Origin of the sequence: Citrobacter portucalensis (assembly GCF_023374935.1) — a bacterium.
GTDB lineage: Bacteria > Pseudomonadota > Gammaproteobacteria > Enterobacterales > Enterobacteriaceae > Citrobacter > Citrobacter portucalensis.
The window spans coordinates 3216306-3234189 of sequence record NZ_CP092466.1; the positions used below are offsets into that span (position 1 = coordinate 3216306).

A 17884-nucleotide genomic window follows, 5' to 3' on the forward strand; every position below is an offset into this window, starting at 1 on the left:
CATTCATTTCCAAGCTTGTAAACCAAGTCACATTTAACACGGTTGCACAAAGTTGCAACATAGTGGATATTTCTCGGTAACTATCAGACCCGTATTTCAGTACAACAGGAGTAAACGGCATGGGAACCACCACGATGGGGGTTAAACTGGATGACGCCACTCGCGAGCGCATTAAAACAGCAGCATCACGAATCGATCGCACGCCACATTGGCTGATCAAGCAAGCCATCTTTAATTATCTCGAAAGACTGGAAAATGACGACGCGCTTCCTGAACTGCCGGCCCTGCTGGCGGGTGCCGCGAATGAGGGTGAGGAGTCAACCACGCCGCAGAATGAAGCGCATCAACCTTTCCTGGAATTTGCCGAACAAATCCTGCCGCAGTCAGTTTCCCGCGCAGCAATCACCGCCGCGTACCGCCGAGCCGAAACCGATGCTGTGCCGATGCTGATGGAGCAGGCTCGTCTGCCGCAACCCATCGCGGAGCAAGCGCACAAGCTGGCGTACGATCTGGCTGACAAACTGCGTAACCAAAAGACCGCCAGCGGCCGCGCCGGGATGGTACAGGGTTTATTGCAGGAATTCTCACTTTCTTCGCAGGAAGGGGTCGCGCTGATGTGCCTGGCCGAAGCCCTGTTGCGTATTCCAGATAAGGCAACCCGCGATGCGTTGATCCGCGACAAAATCAGCAACGGCAACTGGCAGTCGCACATTGGACGCAGCCCGTCCCTGTTCGTCAACGCGGCGACCTGGGGGCTGTTGTTTACCGGTCGTCTGGTTTCTACGCATAATGAAGCCAGCCTTTCACGCTCACTCAACCGTATTATCGGCAAGAGCGGTGAACCACTGGTGCGTAAAGGCGTCGACATGGCAATGCGCCTGATGGGCGAGCAGTTCGTCACCGGAGAGACTATCGCCGAAGCGCTGGCTAACGCCCGTAAACTGGAAGAAAAAGGTTTCCGCTACTCTTACGACATGCTGGGCGAAGCAGCTCTGACTGCCGCCGATGCGCAGGCTTATATGGTTTCGTACCAACAGGCAATCCACGCCATTGGTAAAGCCTCAAATGGTCGCGGCATCTATGAAGGGCCGGGCATTTCTATCAAGCTGTCGGCGCTGCATCCGCGTTATAGCCGCGCGCAGTATGACCGCGTGATGGATGAACTCTATCCGCGTCTGAAGTCGCTTACTCTGCTGGCCCGCCAGTACGACATCGGTATCAATATCGATGCTGAAGAGGCCGACCGACTGGAGATCTCCCTCGATCTGCTGGAAAAACTGTGCTTTGAACCTGAACTGGCGGGCTGGAACGGTATCGGCTTTGTTATTCAGGCCTACCAGAAGCGCTGCCCGTATGTCATCGACTACCTGATTGATCTCGCCACGCGCAGCCGCCGTCGCCTGATGATCCGTCTGGTTAAGGGCGCCTACTGGGATAGCGAAATCAAACGTGCCCAGATGGATGGCCTGGAAGGTTATCCGGTCTATACCCGTAAGGTCTACACCGACGTTTCCTATCTGGCCTGTGCGAAAAAACTGCTTGCGGTACCGAATCTGATCTACCCGCAGTTCGCCACCCATAACGCCCACACGCTGGCGGCGATTTATCAGTTAGCGGGGCAAAACTATTATCCTGGTCAGTATGAGTTCCAGTGCCTGCACGGTATGGGCGAACCCCTGTACGAGCAGGTTACGGGCAAAGTAGCGGATGGTAAGCTGAACCGTCCATGCCGTATTTATGCGCCGGTAGGTACACACGAAACCCTGCTGGCGTATCTGGTGCGTCGTCTGCTGGAAAACGGCGCCAACACTTCATTCGTCAACCGCATTGCTGACACCACCTTGCCGCTGGATGAACTGGTAGCCGATCCGGTCGAAGCCGTTGAAAAACTGGCGCAGCAGGAAGGCCAGGCTGGTCTGCCACATCCGAAGATTGCCCTGCCGCGTGACCTGTACGGTAAAGGCCGCGAAAACTCAGGCGGACTGGATTTAGCGAACGAACATCGTCTGGCCTCACTGTCCTCCGCCCTGCTCAACAGCGCGCTGCAAAAATGGCACGCTAAACCGATGCTCGAACATCCGGTTGCTGACGGTGAAATGACCCCAGTCGTCAACCCGGCCGAACCGAAAGACATTGTCGGTTACGTGCGTGAAGCAACCCACAGCGAAGTGGAACAGGCACTGCAGAACGCGGTAAATAACGCGCCGATCTGGTTCGCCACACCGCCACAAGAGCGCGCCGCTATTTTGCATCGCGCCGCCGTTCTGATGGAAGGCCAGATGCAGCAGTTAATTGGCATTCTGGTGCGCGAAGCGGGCAAAACCTTCAGCAACGCCATTGCGGAAGTGCGCGAAGCGGTAGACTTCCTGCACTATTATGCCGGTCAGGTCCGCGATGACTTCGATAATGAAACCCATCGTCCGTTAGGGCCGGTGGTCTGTATCAGCCCCTGGAACTTCCCGCTGGCCATTTTCACCGGGCAGATTGCCGCTGCGCTGGCGGCGGGCAACAGCGTGTTGGCAAAACCCGCGGAACAAACTCCGCTGATTGCCGCCCAGGGTATTGCCATTTTACTCGAAGCAGGTGTGCCGCCAGGCGTGGTGCAACTGTTGCCTGGTCAAGGTGAAACGGTCGGGGCACAGCTCACTTCCGATGAGCGCGTACGCGGCGTCATGTTTACCGGCTCAACGGAAGTCGCCACGCTGTTGCAACGTAATATCGCGACCCGCCTCGATGCTCAGGGGCGTCCAATCCCGCTTATCGCCGAAACCGGCGGGATGAACGCCATGATCGTCGACTCTTCTGCGTTAACGGAACAGGTTGTGGTCGATGTTCTGGCTTCTGCCTTTGACAGCGCCGGACAGCGCTGCTCCGCGCTTCGCGTCCTGTGTCTGCAGGACGATGTCGCCGACCATACGCTGAAAATGCTGCGTGGCGCAATGGCGGAATGCCGCATGGGTAACCCGGGCCGCCTGACCACCGATATTGGACCGGTAATCGATGAAGAAGCAAAAGCCAATATTGAGCGCCATATTCAGGCCATGCGCGCCAAAGGGCGTCCGGTGTTCCAGGCCGCGCGCGAAAACAGCGACGATGCGCGTGAATGGCAAACCGGTACCTTTATCGCGCCGACGCTTATCGAGCTGGAAAGCTTCGACGAATTGCAAAAAGAGGTGTTCGGTCCGGTACTGCACGTTGTGCGTTACACCCGCAACAATCTGGGCAGTCTGATTGAGCAAATTAATGCCTCCGGCTATGGCCTGACGCTGGGCGTGCACACCCGTATCGATGAAACCATCGCCCAGGTCACGGGTTCGGCACATGTGGGGAACCTGTATGTTAACCGCAATATGGTCGGCGCCGTCGTCGGAGTGCAGCCATTCGGTGGTGAAGGCTTGTCAGGAACCGGGCCAAAAGCGGGTGGACCGCTGTATCTGTACCGCCTGCTGGCAAACCGTCCGGAAAATGCGTTAGGCATTACGCTTGCCCGTCAGGATGCCGAATACCCTGTCGATGCACAGCTTAAAACGGCGCTCGTTCAGCCGCTGCAAGCGCTTAGCGAATGGGCAACCGATCGTCCAGCACTGCGTGCGCTCTGCCAGCAGTTTGGTGAACTGGCGCAGGCCGGAACGCAACGCCTGCTGCCAGGACCCACCGGCGAGCGCAATACCTGGACGCTGTTGCCGCGCGAACGCGTGCTGTGTATCGCCGATGATGAACAGGATGCGCTGGTACAGGTTGCCGCTGTAACTTCCGTTGGTAGCTTAATCCTGTGGCCAGATGATACATTCCATCGCGACCTGGCAAAACGCCTGCCAGCAGTAGTTTCCGGGCGCATCCAGTTTGCCAAAGCGGACAACATCACTACACAGCCGTTTGATGCGGTTATATTCCACGGTGATTCCGATCAGCTTCGCGCACTGTGTGAAGCGGTGGCGGCCCGCGAAGGGGCGATTGTGTCGGTCCAGGGCTTTGCCCGCGGCGAAAGCAATATCCTGCTGGAAAGGTTGTATATTGAGCGCTCCCTGAGCGTCAATACCGCCGCTGCTGGGGGGAACGCCAGCCTGATGACAATCGGCTAAGGTTGTGGTTAATTAAGGCTCCGGTAACGGGGCCTTTTTTTATGAAGCCAGAGGGAAGCATGAAACGAATCGTACTGACATGTGCAGCGCTGCTGCTGAGCGGCCAGGCGCTGGCGGATGACTGCGCCAACGCGAACACGCAGATTGAGATGAACACCTGTGCGGCAGAGCAGTATAAAGCGGCCGACGCCAAACTTAATGAAACTTATCAGAATGCGCTGAAGCGCGCCGCCCCAACCCAGCGCGATTTACTGAAAAAAGCGCAAGTATCCTGGATAACTTTGCGCGATGCGGACTGTGCGTTAATCAGTTCTGGCACTGAAGGCGGTAGCGTTCAGGCGATGATTTCCAGCCAGTGCCTGACGGATAAGACCAACGAGCGCGAAGCGTTTCTCGCCTCGCTCTTGCAGTGTGAAGAAGGCGATTTAAGCTGCCCGTTACCGCCGGCCAGTTAACGCACGCGGATCCCTTCAATAATCATCCGCTGTACGCTCTCCACCGTTTGGTTAAAAAAGGCTTCATCACGCAGCGTTGCGCCCGTCACCGCCTCTACCTGTGGGGCAAAATCGGCGTAGTGCTGAGTTGAAGCCCAAATCATAAAAATCAGATGATGCGGATCGACCGGAGCCAGTTTTCCGCTTTTGATCCAACCGGCAATCAGCGCGGATTTCTCATCAATTAGCGTTTTGAGATCCCCCTCCAGTTCTGCCATCAATAAAGGCGCTCCGGCCAGCATCTCCATACAAAACAGCCGTGAGGCCTGAGGGTAATCGCGCGACACTTCCAGCTTAAGGCGGATGTATTCTTTAATGGCCACCAGCGGCGCAAAGTCTTCGCGAAAAGCTTTCAATGGAGCTAGCCAGATGTCGAGGATCTGCCGTAAAACGGCGATATAAAGCACCTCTTTTGACGGGTAGTAATAAAGTAGATTGGTTTTTGACACGCCCGCCTGCTCTGCCACCTGCTCCAGGCGCGTGCCGTGGATCCCATATTGGGAGAAGATATTTAATGCCGCGGTTAAGATGGCCTGGCGTTTTGCACTGACGGCCTGCGAGCGCTTACCTGTTTTTTTCTCTGCGCGTTGGACCATGCGCCCTCTCCTTCTTGTGAGGGCGTCAGCATACCAAATCACGCGGTGAATGGTTAAATTAAAGCGATTCCGGCGGCGCCTCTTGTCCAAGCGCTTTTTTCTTTTTGAACTTCAGCTCGCTGACCAGTACGCCAACAATAATGAATGCCGCACCAAGCAATGCAAGTAGCGGTAAGCGTTCACCCGCCAGACGGCCAAAGATCCCCGCCCACACCGGTTCACCGGTATAAATAACCGTCGCGCGCGTCGGCGAAACGCTGCGCTGCGCCCAGTTCATGGTGACCTGAATAATCGCGCTAAAAATCCCCAGCCCCAGCGCCACCACCAGCAATCCGGTAGACATTGGTGGTACGGTCTCTCCGGCCGGTCCCATCGCCATAAACGCCACTATCGAAGCGGTTGCCAGTTGCACTACCGTTACCCGACGTACATCCACTTTTCCCGCCCACGCGCTAATCAGGATAATTTCTGCCGCAATCGCCACCGCACCGGCGAGCGTGATCCACTCGCCTTCGCCTAAAGCCAGTAAATTGCCTCCCGGTCCGGCAAGAAAAATCAATCCGATAAAGGCCAGCACAATGCCGACGCACGGCATCAGACCTGGCATGCGTCCCAGACACAACCATTGTAAAAGCGGCACCAACGGTACGTACATCGCGGTAATAAACGCCGATTTACTGCTGGGAATAAACTGTAACCCCCAGGTTTGCAGACTATAGCCCAGTGCAATTGCGATACCGATTGCAACCCCTGCTTTAACTTCCAGCCACGTCAGCTTATGCAGTGTGTGTAATGACAAAAGCGCGACCGCCAGCGCGGCAGTGGCAAAACGCACACCGACAAAGAAAAAAGGGCCGCTCAGGGTAACGGCATATTGCACCGCCAAAAACGTGCCACCCCAGAACATGGTGATCACAATGAGGATCGCTTCCTGAGGTTTAACAGAGAAGGAATAACGAGAAAGTAATGACATGAGACACCCGATTAACTGAATGTCATTAGTCTGCGTTGCGTTTTGTTACAGTTCAACCTTGCAGACAAAAAAAACCGCCGGAAAGACCCGGCGGCGGTGGCTACGTAACGTCTGTCTCTGACTCTCAGCCGTCACGACATATCTGACAGATAGCCCGACAATTACGATTTGTTGTTGCCGTGACTATTTTTGCCCCCTTTTTTACCTGCCTCTGAAGCGCGTTGCGGGTCATTCTTGAAGTTGCCCCCGCTGTGCTGGCCACCTTTTCGACCTGCTTCTGATGCTCTTTCGCGGTCTTCCGCAAAGTTGCCGGAACCGCCCCGATGGTTTGCCATTACTGACCTCCGTCATTGATTAGACATCATATTGCATAGGTACTGAGGAGTGATACCTCACGCAGCGTTACGGGCGAGGCCCTGAAATAACTGCGTGGGAATAAGCATAGTGAAGTGTGGCCTCGGCAGACGCTTACTGTAATATCCTGCAACAGGATCAGGAGTGACAAAGAAATAATCACCATAAGAAATCAATAAGTCTTTCTTATGACTACCGAATTCTACCCGGTTAAATATGTATCATTTTGCTACAAAGCAGATTGTTATAAAAATTGTTATAAATCAAAGAAGTGATTGTGAAATTTGCACTCCTGACAGTACGTCATATCTTTAAAGATAGGTAGCGAATCGCTACGGACACGGTTAACTCGAGGAGTAGTGTAAAATGGCAAAAGTTCTGGTGCTTTATTATTCCATGTACGGACACATTGAAACTATGGCCCACGCAGTCGCAGAAGGCGCAAATAAGGTAGATGGCGCGGAAGTGATTATTAAGCGTGTACCAGAGACCATGCAGCCCGAGATTTTCCTTAAGGCTGGCGGCAAAACACAAAACGCACCAGTCGCAACCCCGCAAGAACTGGCTGATTACGACGCCATCATTTTTGGTACCCCCACGCGCTTTGGTAATATGTCCGGTCAGATGCGTACCTTCCTCGACCAGACTGGCGGGCTGTGGGCCTCTGGCGGCCTGTACGGCAAACTCGCCAGCGTATTCAGCTCAACGGGAACCGGCGGCGGTCAGGAACAAACCATTACATCCACCTGGACTACGCTTGCCCACCATGGGATGGTGATTGTACCTATCGGTTACGCGGCGCAAGAGCTGTTTGATGTCTCTCAAGTTCGCGGCGGTACCCCTTACGGTGCAACCACCATTGCCGGAGGCGACGGCTCCCGCCAGCCAACTCAGGAAGAATTATCTATCGCCCGCTATCAGGGTGAATATGTCGCAGGTCTGGCAGTAAAACTCAACGGCTAATCTTCAACAGGAGGATTCGAATGCCAACTCAAGAAGCGAAAGCCCATCGCGTCGGCGAATGGGCAAGTCTGCGCAATACATCGCCGGAAATAGCCGAAGCCATTTTTGAAGTCGCACATTATGACGAGAAACTGGCGGAAAAAATTTGGGAAGAAGGTAGCGATGAGGTACTCATCAAAGCCTTTGAAAAAACAGACAAAGACTCGCTCTTTTGGGGTGAACAGACTATCGAACGCAAAAACGTCTAGCGCGCTGACTCCCCCGCGAACACGGGGGAGTTTTCATTTACTTAGCCGCCTCATTCAGCACGCTATCGAACTTATCTATCGGGCAAAAACCATCCGCATCTATCGGACATCCTTTCAGCTCCAGCGTTACGCGCTGCGCCGGAGATTTCAGCGTCAGAACGTCTGCATTACGCAACTGCTGCGAGCTCTGATACACATACTCGATTTTCATCAGATCACGATTTGCATTGCTGTCATGCCAGCGCTGGAAGACAATCTTCCCGCCAATCGGCGTACGCTCGTTCTGATCGTGAAGCTGGTACGGTTTAAAATCCAGCGCGGTGAGCAACGAAGCGATATTTGAATCATGCCCCACCAGCACGGTTATTTTCGGTGCTTTCGCGCGTTCAGTAACCAGCGCATTATCAATATATTTCACCAGTGGTTTGGCGACGTTCTGCGCCACTTCCGGGGAGGTGAACAGGCTATCCTGATAGCCGTTTTTCAGCTTCGACAGAACCTTCCACTGCTGATCCGATTTAATCTCGCCCCAGGCAACCTTGTCCATCGGGAAGCCTTCGTAAAATTGCAGCGTGAAGGCATCAACCAGCGAATTTCCCACCTTCAGCGGCCCCGAAACGCCTGGCTCCTGCTGGTACTTCGCGCTAAACGTATCTTTGGCATCGGTCAGGGAACACTGCTGTTTTTCTTTGCAGGACGGAGAGTCTTTGTAGTCGGTCATTTGCTCAAGCAACTGATAGCTATCGTTGAGCTGCATTTTGCTGCGCTCTTTCTCCATGGCCTGAACGGCCTGCTGGCTGAAGGCGGCGGAATCATCGGTGATCACCGGGTTAAAGGTGGGATCCATGGTGCCCATTTTTTCCTGATGATGGACCGGAACATCGCAACCAGGGAAAGCACCGGTAACAAAGAACTGCGCCGTGGCGACCGTACGCTGCAGGCTGTTAGCATAGGTATAGACCGTGTTCGGTGCCGGGCATTCGCCCGATTTCACCATCCCCTGCTCTGCCAGCCACTCTCGCATGTAGTGGCCCATATAGATTTCCAGCACACCGCCCTTGGTAGTGAGTTGTCCGCCGGGGACATCCCATCCTGGCCATTGTTTGGGGGTGGACTGCTCAAGAACGCTGCCATTATTGGCTAAAGGTGCGCGTAAGTTATGCCGACTCATCATCAATACTTGCTGAAGCTGATAGCCTTCCGGCGCGGTCTGCGCCTGCGCGGCGGTTGACAATAAGACAGCCCCTGCCACGACTGTGGCGATTAACGATTTATTCATCCCTACGACCTCTTGTTGTTATCAATCACAACAGAGTGTGACAGAAATATGACATATTTCCGGGAACGCTTTCGCAAAACAGACCATCTAGCGTGTCGTTTTAACACCAAACTCGGTTTCGAGTTTACGAATGCCAAGAGGTGTGAAGATGACATGGCGGCTGCCCTGTTCGGTTTTTATCCATCGCTGTTCACTGAACCAGCGCAGCAGCGTTGCGCCAAGCACACCACCAGGATGATAACGTCGTTCGCTCCAGTCCAGACAACCACAGGTTAACTTCCGCCGGGATGAGCCAGCCGCCAGGACAATCCCCATCTGTACCAGCTTTTCCTGGCCAAGAGGAGTCAGCGTTTCACCATCCGGCGTTAACCACTGACGGGAAACTAGCGTATCGAACAACCTCACCGCGACCTCTCCGGCGAGATGGTCGTAGCAGGTGCGGGCATGCCGCAAACCTGGCGGTGTAGTGATTCTGCGGGGCGTTGATGTCGCCCACGCAACGCCCATCAGGCGTTCCAGCAGTTCAGCGATATCGGAACCTGCAAGGCGAAAATAACGATGTCTGCCCTGCGCCAACGCGACAACAAAACGTTGTTCGCACAGACGCGCCAGATGCGCGCTGGCGGTCGACGCGGATATATCCGCCACCGCGCTGAGCTCAGTTGCAGTCCAGGCGCAGCCATCCATTAGGGCGCACAACATACGTGAGCGCGATTTATCGGCCATCACTGCCGCAGTGAGTGCCATTTTCGACTCCAGATCGCCCTCTTCTTCATGTAACATCACGGATGCCATACCGACCTCATTGGCCCTGAATCTCTGAATTAACGATGCCATGAAAGTCGCGCAAAGTCACCGCACCGGTCACACAGCACGCAGCATCATCTCTGTACCCAACCCGACCAGACAAAACAGAAAACAGCGTTTAAACACGAGCGGAGAAATAACCCTTCGCACACGGGTACCTATCCATTGGCCAATCAGCGCAGGAACAATGGCCAAAGCCGACAAACTTAGCGATTGTATGGGCAGCGCGTTGTGCCACCACAGACCCAGCGCCAATGCCAGGGTCGAAAAGGTAAAAGAGATCCCGAGCGCCTGCACCAGTTCATCTTTCTCAAAGCCGAGGGACTGGATCCAGGGCACGGCGGGCATCACAAACACCCCGGTTCCGCCGGTCAATAAGCCGGTCACAAATCCAATAACGAGGGAGTACGGTTTTTCACGCTGCGGGGCCACCGCGATTTTCTTTCCCGCCAGCGTCCAGATAGCGTAGGCCACCAGCGCTACGCCGAGTGCAAACTGAGTTCGGGTGGTGTCACCACCGGTAATCCAGGCGCTGGCAAGCAGTGTCGCCACCACTACTGTCAGCAGCATTGGCCACAGTCGTTTGAGTAATTGGCGTATATTTCCACCACCGCCAAACTGGAACAAATTGCTTATCAGCGAAGGCAATAACAGCATGGCCGCCGCGGCAACTGGCGAAATAAGCGATCCGAGGATCCCCATAGCCACGGTAGGTAACCCCATACCCGTAACGCCTTTCACCATCCCGGCGAGGACAAATGTGGCGGCAATCATCACCACCAGGGCGGGTCCAAACGCTAAAGAACTCGTCATGTTGCACTTTCCTGGAAAAGAGAAGATGACTGATTCTGGACGTTAATCACTGTGTTTGCTTCGTCAGGCAACGAAATATGCCTTCCTGGGGAGGGCGACGCCATAAAAAATGCCGGGTTTCCCCGGCACATTTATCAGAACGTTTTCGCCCACCACAACCGAAGTTTCATGCCCCAGTAGCTGGTCCAGCCGCTGGTGGTTGATACTACCCGACCTTGTGACATCACCACCAGCGTGGGCGTGACGCTGATTGCCCAACTGCGGGAAATGGCCCCGTTCGCATCATTGATGACCGGAAAGTCCACGCCTTTACGCGACAGCCAGCGAGATACCTCAGCTTCATTTCCGGAACGTAACGCAATGGTCACCACATTTTCCCCTTCCGAACGCAGCCTGGCGACTTCCGGCGTCGTGAAGCGGCATACGCCGCACCAGCTCGCCCAGAAATAAAGCAACACCGGCTCGTCTTTGCTGAGCGCCGCCAGCGTGACGGTTTCACCATCCAGTGTTTGTAAAGGCGTGCTGTCAAAGGAGGCAGGGAGCTGCGGCGCGCGCCAGGCATCCATCAGCAGCATTGCCCCCGCCAACAGCGCCAGTAAGATCAGCCCTTCGCGCAACCAGCGGCGCAGTTTACTGAGCATTGGCCGCCGCCAGTTTTTCTTTTACCACTTCCTCAAGGGTTTCCCACGGTACCGCGCCGGGAATAAGTTCATCACCAATAATCGTTGCGGGGGTTCCCTGCACCCCCACCAGTCGCGCCAGTTGCAGGTTAGTGCTCAGCGTTTCAGCACTTTGGGCGTCCAGCGTCACCGGACTGGCCCCCGCTTTTTCCTGCGCCTGTTTGATACTGACGTCGGTATGATAGCCCTTCTTCTGCATCAATTTTTCATGTAATGCCAGGGACTGTTGCGGATGCTCATGCCATGTCGTCAGCACGGTCCGCGCCGCCAGTTCCGAACTTTCACCTTTAAACGGCAGCGGTTTAATCACCACCGCCACGTCAGGATATTTCTGCACAATTTTTTCCAGCATTGGATCCAACTGCTTGCAGTATGGACAGTTGTAATCGGTGAAATTTATCAGGGTCAGTTTCGCCTGCTTCGCGCCAAGCCGCGGGCTGTTGGGATCGTTAAACAAGGCTTCCTGAATTAATGCTTCAATTTGCTTTTCCTGTTCCGGGGTAAACGGCGCAGGCTCTTTCGCGATACTGACGGCAGAAAACAGGGTTAACAGCAGAACAATCATCATTTTCATGGGGTTACTCCTTTGGCATCATTCAACGTTTGCAGTACCGCATCGCGGGTTAACAACGTGGGTAACGCCTGGCCATCCGGCAGACCGGGGCCATAAATTTGGTTATACGGCACAGCAACCTGGCCGCGTTTTTTTAGAAATTCGGTAATAGCTTCAGAAGGGAGTGTCCAGTCGCCGCGCAGCGCCACCACATCCGGCTGTTGCAATGCGGCCTGTACGTCTTCTTTATGCAACACGTTGTATTTGTTTACCTTACAGGTGATGCACCAGTCGGCTGTGACGTCAATGAACACGCGCTTATGTTGCGCCAGCGCATCCTCAATCGCCTGCTCGCTTAGCGGTTGCCAGTTCACGCTTTCTTTAGCGCTACTTTGTCCGCTAAACCCTAAGTGTGGGAGCAGCAACGTCGCAAGCCAGATAGCCGAACCCAGCATCATCACGCCAAGCAGACGTCGCAAAATATTCATCCACCGCCCTGGCCGCGGCAAACGCAGCGCCAGACCGGGACGCAGGGCCACCAGCAGCCACGGTAAGCTCATCCCCAGCCCAAGTGCGATAAACAATCCCCACAACGTCGGCAGCGAAGCGGTCAATGCTACCGCCACCGCCGTTCCCAGAAACGGGGCACTGCACGGCGTGGCAAGCAGTGTCGCAAATGCACCTTGCCAGAAATGTCCCGACAGTCCGTTGCCGCCGTGAGTCGCCAGCGTGGTGGTCATCGCAGAAGGGAGTCGGAATTCAAACCACCCGAACAGGCTGGCGCTGAACGTCAGCATCACTAGCACCATGACACCAATGAACCACGGATTCTGAAACTGGATCCCCCAGCCAAGGGCCTGATTGGTTAAACGCAGCACCGTCATCAATAGCGCCAGAGCCATAAACGAGACCAGTATTCCGGCTACCGATGCGAGGAACTGACGACGGATCTGGCGACGACTTTTTTCCTCGACCAGCAAAATAGAGCCCAGCTTCATGCCCAGAACCGGTAACACACAAGGCATCAGATTGAGGATCAAACCACCCAGCAGTGCCATGAGCACCACTTGCCACAGTGGGAGTGAGGCGTTCTCAACAACCGGGGCTTCGCCAATCGCAAGACGACTCTCCTGGGCAACACCGTTATCGGCCAGCACCAGCGTGACTGACTTACCACGCAGATCCGGCGCGCCTTCTCCCCAACCGTCATGTACAGGTATCGTAGCGCGTAACGTCTCCCCCGCAACATGAATTTGTGGCATGCCAAAATCCGCATCATCAACAGCATCCAGATACAGCCCTGGTTCAGTCCAGCCTCCCGCACGGCGAGCCTCGACGACTAACTCTCCCGCCCGTGCGCCAGCGCTCAGAGCATCGGTCAGGCCGCTGGCAAGTGGGATCTGTCCCATCGCCTGAGCATAGTCATGTGCAAAAGTCGGGTCCTGGGCTGTGGGCGTCACGGAAAAAGGAAAATCCGTCAACAGGCAAACGTTGCTACAGGTGGATAGCGTCAAAACGCCGCTAAGCGTGGCGGGCGATCTGCCGCGCACCACCATCGGGAACGTCACCTTATCGTGATACCCTTGGGTAGTGATATTGGCGACCTCAAAACGAGCAGGGGTTGGCCAGAACCAGTCGACCGCGGGCATTTCCCCTTTCCAGGCAATAGCAGGCGCAACGCCCCCCTCGCCCGGAGAACGCCAGTAGGTTTTCCAGCCGTCCTCCAGTTTGACATCCAGCAGCAGACGGGTTTCACCGCCAGCGGACGTATCAGCGCGTAACCGCACGCTGGCGTGATCGTTATCGGGTGAACGCAGCCAGCCGGGTTCAGCCGCCCAGGATACGGGCAGCCATAGCAATAACAGACAGAGCAGTGCCTGCCTGAAAACAGTCATCATAGTTTTTCTCCGTGAATAATTATCTAACAGTCAGCAACGGCTGTTCTGTCATTCACGGAAGACGCAAAATCGGAGATGCACCCGGAGAGTGGGCGGCGAGATGGCTCGCGGTGGGAAAAAAGGTAGACGAAACGCCCGCACTGGCGCCAGCAACGACAGCAGCAGGCACAGCACCAGAATAGCACCTTCAAACAGTACTGGTGGCGCAGCCAGTAATGATTTCGCACTCAGTTCACAAGGGGTAACGGGTGAGGCCTCATCGGTCTGCACTTGTGCGCTGGCGACAACGCTTGTAACGGCGGTGTCCATCTGCAACGCGTGCAGGCCCGCCATGCGTTGTGCGGTGCAAACCATCACCACAACACATGCCAGACAGAGGAACCACCATCCCATCCGTTGACGTTTCGCCATTATACCCTCACTCATTGATGCGAGTTATCTTAACCACTCGCCGGTTTTTGGCAACCTTTACGCTGTAAAGTTATGTCCTGCCATCTGCTGGATATACCGCGATTTCAATCAGATTGAGATCGGGATCCCTGACATACACCGAGCGAATAGGTCCTGTCGCACCGGTACGTGCAACGGGCCCTTCAATAATCTCGACCCCGTGGGTTTGAAACGTCTCCATCACCTCTTCCAGCGTACGCGTGGTGATAAAACATAAATCCAGCGCCCCCGGCGTTGGCGCGTAGGCTTTGGGTTCAAACTCTTTTCCCCGAATGTGGAGATTGATTTTCTGATTGCCAAAGACAAAGGCTTTCCGACCTTGCGCGAAGGTTTCCAGCCTCATGCCTAAAAGCTCGACATAGAAACGAACGCAAGCCTCTTCATGATTGGTGGTTAGTACCAGGTGATCCAGGTGGTCGATCATAGCGATATCCATTTGGGTTGCTCATCTCTGACACTTACCCTATACATTCACGCGCGACAAGAAAAAGAAAATCTACGGAGTTATTTGCAGAACTTAACGCAACAACCTGCAATTCACGCTTTAAAAACGAAATGATAATTAATCATATTTTCGTCTTTTTTTATTACACTATAACATTGCTAAAAGTACGCCTGAAAATATCACGCAAGTTATCATTCACTATTTACGAAGAGTGCATGTAGATATTTCCATGACAGTAAACAAATAATGCCCACCACGTACTGATGCGTAAATGAAAGTAAGGGTCAGCGCATTTCCTGAGAATTACCTTATTATATTCAGACGCAATGAATAACGTATTCATTAGCAGATAATTTGTTTATTAAATGTTATTTAGAGTATATGGAAATGAAAAGATATTTATTACCCCTGATTGGGTTACTTTTTACAGTTAGCGCTCAGGCAGCATCATTTACCGACGGCAAAGAGTATATCTCACTGGAAAAACCTGTCGCTTCCGCTCCAGCCGCACTGAAGTTTTTCTCATTCTATTGCCCTTCCTGTTATCAGTACGATGAAGTTTTTGAAATCACTGATAACGTGAAAAAAGTATTGCCTGCAGATGTCAAACTCACCGAATACCACGTCGACTTTTTAGGTCCGCTGGGGCAAGACATGACCCACGCCTGGTCCGTCGCCATGCTGTTGAACGTACAAGATAAAGTTAAGCCGTTGCTTTTTGATGCCGTTCAGAAAAAACAAACCGTTAAAACAGCGGAGGATATTCGTAACGTATTTATCAGCGCGGGCGTCAGCGCCAGTGATTATGATGCGGCATGGAATAGCTTTGCCGTGAAATCACTGACCGCTAAGCAGCAAGAAATGGCGAAGGCAGTTGATTTAACCGGTGTGCCCGCCATTTTTATCAACGGAAAATATATGATCAATCCAAAAGGACTGAAGTCAGATGACCTTAATGCATTCGTGCAAAACTATGCTGATACGGTCCGCTTCCTGATAAGCAAATCCTGATGTTTAGCTAATCTCATTTTTCGCACCACACAACAGATGACGTAACCTCAACTGCGCTGTTGGTGGTGCAATGCCTGCATCGTTTATCGCAATATCCTCCCTTCCCGGTTGGCATACGCCGTTATCAGGATTACCCTAAATGTAGCGGTGATACCTGTTGTCAGGGTTCACCTTCTGCAAGTGTTGATTTACACGAGAGAACGCTATGGAATTAAAGGATTATTACGCCATTATGGGCGTGAAACCGACAGACGATCTCAAGACAATCAAGACCGCCTATCGTCGACTCGCCCGTAAATATCATCCAGATGTCAGCAAAGAGACTGACGCGGAGGCCCGGTTTAAAGAGGTTGCAGAAGCCTGGGAAGTATTGAGTGATGAGCAGCGACGCGCCGAGTACGACCAGCTGTGGCAGCACCGCAACGACCCACAGTTCAGCCGTCAATTCCAGCAAGGAGAGAATCAAAGCTACAGCGCCGAAGATTTCGACGATATCTTCTCCTCCATTTTTGGCCAGCGTGCGCACCAGTCGCGCCAGCGTCCTGCCAGCCGCGGGCACGATATCGAAATTGAAGTTGCCGTATTCCTCGAAGAAACGCTTACTGAACATAGCCGCACTATCAGTTACAACCTGCCAGTCTATAATGCGTTTGGCATGGTAGAACGAGAAATTCCTAAAACGCTGAATGTGAAAATTCCGGCTGGCGTCGGTAACGGTCAGCGTATCCGTCTGAAAGGCCAGGGCACCCCCGGTGAAAACGGTGGACCGAACGGTGATTTGTGGCTGGTGATTCATATTGCACCGCATCCGCTGTTCGATATCGTTAATCAGGATCTGGAAGTTGTCGTTCCCCTCGCGCCGTGGGAAGCTGCGCTGGGTGCGAAAGTAACCGTTCCGACGCTGAAAGAGAGCATCCTGCTGACCATTCCTGCAGGCAGTCAGGCCGGTCAGCGGCTACGCATTAAGGGCAAGGGTCTGGTAAGTAAAAAACATACCGGCGATTTGTATGCGGTGATCAAAATAGTCATGCCACCGAAACCTGACGACGCCAGTGCCACCCTGTGGCAACAGCTGGCGGATGCACAAAAGACCTTTGATCCGCGCAAAGAGTGGGGGAAAGCATAATGGCTAACGTTACCGTCACTTTTACCATTACCGAATTTTGTCTGTACACCGGTGTGTCAAAAGAAGAACTGCATGAGATTGTCGGCTTAGGGGTGATAGAACCCCATGAAGACGAGACGTTTGACGATCATGCGTTGACAGTCATGCGTCGCGCTGTGCGCCTGCGTCAGGAGCTGGAACTTGACTGGCCAGGGATTGCCGTTGCGCTGACGTTGCTGGAGGAGAACGCTCAGTTACGCCAGGAAAACCGCCTGCTGCGCCAGCGCCTGTCTCGCTTTATCAGCCATCCTTAGTATGTCAGGACCAGCATGGTGCTGGTCCTTTTATTATCCGCCCCGCGCTCTTAATGACATTGCCCAGCAGATGGCATACATTCTGAGATAAGAATTATCTCAAACAATAAGACGTTGAGTCATGCAGCTTAAACCCCTCACGAAAGGTCGTTTTCACAACATCTGGCAGCAGGATGATGCCTTGATTGAGAAGATATTTCAGGAACTGCTCTCTGAAACGCAGATTATCCAGGAAGATGAGTATCTATACCGCCAGGGACAGGTTGTCGATCGACTGATCATGGTGCAATCCGGAAGAATTTCGCTGCGTTATAGCGCGGAGAATGGCCGCCGATTCCAGTTGGGCGCCATGGAATGCGACGAGCAGCTGTTTGGTGAAATGGAGTTTTTTACCGGGTATCACTGCCAGCTTGATATCGTCGCGGAAGAACCATTGACCGTAGCGGTGTGCAGCTGTGACCGTCTGGAAGAAGCGCTGAATCAGCACCCCAGACTGGCGATATTTTTTGCCAGTGCAATGGCGATTGATTATCAGGATATGCTGGAAATCTTCCTGCACCGGATGCTCTACCCTATCGTACATAACGTGGCGTATGACCTGTATCGCCAGCATCAGAACAAGCAGCCGATGGATGGTTTCCATAAAAAATACCAGGAAGCTGAGCGATTCGGTACTACCGACCGGGTCTATCGGCGGGCGGTTAAAGCGCTGACGGATGCCGGGCTGGTAACGCGAACGAAGCAAGGACTGGAAATTAAGGATCTGGATGGGCTGCGTAAATTTCTCGGCAATGACATCATTGACTGACACACCAACTC

The 17884-nt window shown here is 53.7% G+C and carries 19 protein-coding genes; 8 read left to right on the forward strand and 11 right to left on the reverse strand.

Going from position 1 to position 17884, the window contains the following annotated elements; all coding sequences use genetic code 11:
- Window positions 1-119 precede the first annotated feature (119 nt).
- Both putA and LY264_RS15770 read left to right on the forward strand, forming a co-directional pair.
- Window positions 120-4082 carry a trifunctional transcriptional regulator/proline dehydrogenase/L-glutamate gamma-semialdehyde dehydrogenase gene (gene putA / locus LY264_RS15765; RefSeq protein ID WP_048227000.1) on the forward strand — a complete coding sequence of 1321 codons (3963 nt, stop codon included), beginning with the start codon at window positions 120-122 and terminating at the stop codon, window positions 4080-4082.
- A gap of 59 nt (window positions 4083-4141) precedes the next feature.
- Entirely contained in the window at window positions 4142-4537 is a 396-nt protein-coding gene (locus LY264_RS15770; RefSeq protein WP_008784323.1) for a lysozyme inhibitor LprI family protein, read from the forward strand.
- Here LY264_RS15770 and rutR read toward each other — a convergent pair.
- The 3 genes from rutR to LY264_RS15785 all read right to left on the reverse strand — a co-directional run bounded on the left by rutR (window position 4534) and on the right by LY264_RS15785 (window position 6480).
- Window positions 4534-5172, reverse strand: a complete 639-nt coding sequence (gene rutR, locus LY264_RS15775; protein ID WP_003036026.1) for an HTH-type transcriptional regulator RutR — start codon at window positions 5170-5172, stop codon at window positions 4534-4536. The genes LY264_RS15770 and rutR overlap by 4 nt on opposite strands.
- A gap of 58 nt (window positions 5173-5230) precedes the next feature.
- Entirely contained in the window at window positions 5231-6145 is a 915-nt protein-coding gene (locus tag LY264_RS15780; RefSeq protein WP_003832060.1) for a DMT family transporter, read from the reverse strand.
- A gap of 161 nt (window positions 6146-6306) precedes the next feature.
- On the reverse strand, window positions 6307-6480 hold the full coding sequence (locus LY264_RS15785; protein WP_003036022.1) for a con-10 family general stress protein: 174 nt from the start codon (window positions 6478-6480) through the stop codon (window positions 6307-6309).
- 385 nt (window positions 6481-6865) lie between these two features.
- On the opposite strand from LY264_RS15785, the gene wrbA reads away from it, so the two are divergent.
- Window positions 6866-7462, forward strand: coding sequence for an NAD(P)H:quinone oxidoreductase (gene wrbA / locus LY264_RS15790; RefSeq protein ID WP_048227001.1), 597 nt, complete (start codon window positions 6866-6868; stop codon window positions 7460-7462).
- Between the two features lie 20 nt (window positions 7463-7482).
- Complete coding sequence (locus tag LY264_RS15795; protein WP_003036015.1) at window positions 7483-7710, forward strand: YccJ family protein; 228 nt, start codon at window positions 7483-7485, stop codon at window positions 7708-7710.
- Window positions 7711-7747: 37 nt separating this feature from the next.
- Here LY264_RS15795 and agp read toward each other — a convergent pair whose 3' ends face one another.
- The 8 genes from agp to LY264_RS15835 form a co-directional block, all read right to left on the reverse strand.
- Window positions 7748-8989 (reverse strand): bifunctional glucose-1-phosphatase/inositol phosphatase, encoded by a 1242-nt coding sequence (agp, locus tag LY264_RS15800; protein WP_048227002.1) that lies wholly within the window; start codon window positions 8987-8989, stop codon window positions 7748-7750.
- An 87-nt stretch (window positions 8990-9076) separates the two neighbouring features.
- Window positions 9077-9784 (reverse strand): ArsR/SmtB family transcription factor, encoded by a 708-nt coding sequence (locus LY264_RS15805; protein WP_048227003.1) that lies wholly within the window; start codon window positions 9782-9784, stop codon window positions 9077-9079.
- Window positions 9785-9853: 69 nt separating this feature from the next.
- Entirely contained in the window at window positions 9854-10609 is a 756-nt protein-coding gene (locus LY264_RS15810) for a sulfite exporter TauE/SafE family protein (RefSeq protein WP_048227004.1), read from the reverse strand.
- A gap of 134 nt (window positions 10610-10743) precedes the next feature.
- Window positions 10744-11250, reverse strand: coding sequence for a protein disulfide oxidoreductase (locus tag LY264_RS15815; RefSeq protein ID WP_048227005.1), 507 nt, complete (start codon window positions 11248-11250; stop codon window positions 10744-10746).
- Entirely contained in the window at window positions 11240-11863 is a 624-nt protein-coding gene (locus tag LY264_RS15820) for a DsbA family protein (RefSeq protein WP_048227006.1), read from the reverse strand. The genes LY264_RS15815 and LY264_RS15820 overlap by 11 nt, the downstream gene beginning before the upstream one ends.
- Complete coding sequence (locus LY264_RS15825; protein WP_048227007.1) at window positions 11860-13740, reverse strand: cytochrome c biogenesis protein CcdA; 1881 nt, start codon at window positions 13738-13740, stop codon at window positions 11860-11862. Before LY264_RS15825 ends, LY264_RS15820 begins: the two co-directional genes overlap by 4 nt.
- A gap of 48 nt (window positions 13741-13788) precedes the next feature.
- On the reverse strand, window positions 13789-14151 hold the full coding sequence (locus tag LY264_RS15830) for a hypothetical protein (RefSeq protein ID WP_008784315.1): 363 nt from the start codon (window positions 14149-14151) through the stop codon (window positions 13789-13791).
- A gap of 70 nt (window positions 14152-14221) precedes the next feature.
- Window positions 14222-14626: a VOC family protein gene (locus LY264_RS15835; protein WP_079934909.1), complete on the reverse strand. Its 405-nt coding sequence runs from the start codon at window positions 14624-14626 to the stop codon at window positions 14222-14224.
- A 396-nt stretch (window positions 14627-15022) separates the two neighbouring features.
- Here LY264_RS15835 and dsbA point away from each other — a divergent pair, with 396 nt between their 5' ends.
- The 4 genes from dsbA to LY264_RS15855 all read left to right on the forward strand — a co-directional run bounded on the left by dsbA (window position 15023) and on the right by LY264_RS15855 (window position 17873).
- Entirely contained in the window at window positions 15023-15646 is a 624-nt protein-coding gene (gene dsbA, locus LY264_RS15840; RefSeq protein WP_048227053.1) for a thiol:disulfide interchange protein DsbA, read from the forward strand.
- Between the two features lie 205 nt (window positions 15647-15851).
- A complete protein-coding gene (gene cbpA, locus LY264_RS15845) occupies window positions 15852-16772 on the forward strand; it encodes a curved DNA-binding protein (protein ID WP_008784311.1) in 921 nt (306 codons plus the stop codon).
- The gene (cbpM, locus tag LY264_RS15850; RefSeq protein WP_249457355.1) at window positions 16772-17065 is read left to right on the forward strand and encodes a chaperone modulator CbpM; all 294 of its coding nucleotides are present in this window, start codon (window positions 16772-16774) and stop codon (window positions 17063-17065) included. The genes cbpA and cbpM overlap by 1 nt, the downstream gene beginning before the upstream one ends.
- 121 nt (window positions 17066-17186) lie before the next feature.
- Window positions 17187-17873 (forward strand): Crp/Fnr family transcriptional regulator, encoded by a 687-nt coding sequence (locus tag LY264_RS15855; RefSeq protein WP_048214491.1) that lies wholly within the window; start codon window positions 17187-17189, stop codon window positions 17871-17873.
- Window positions 17874-17884: the final 11 nt, after the last annotated feature.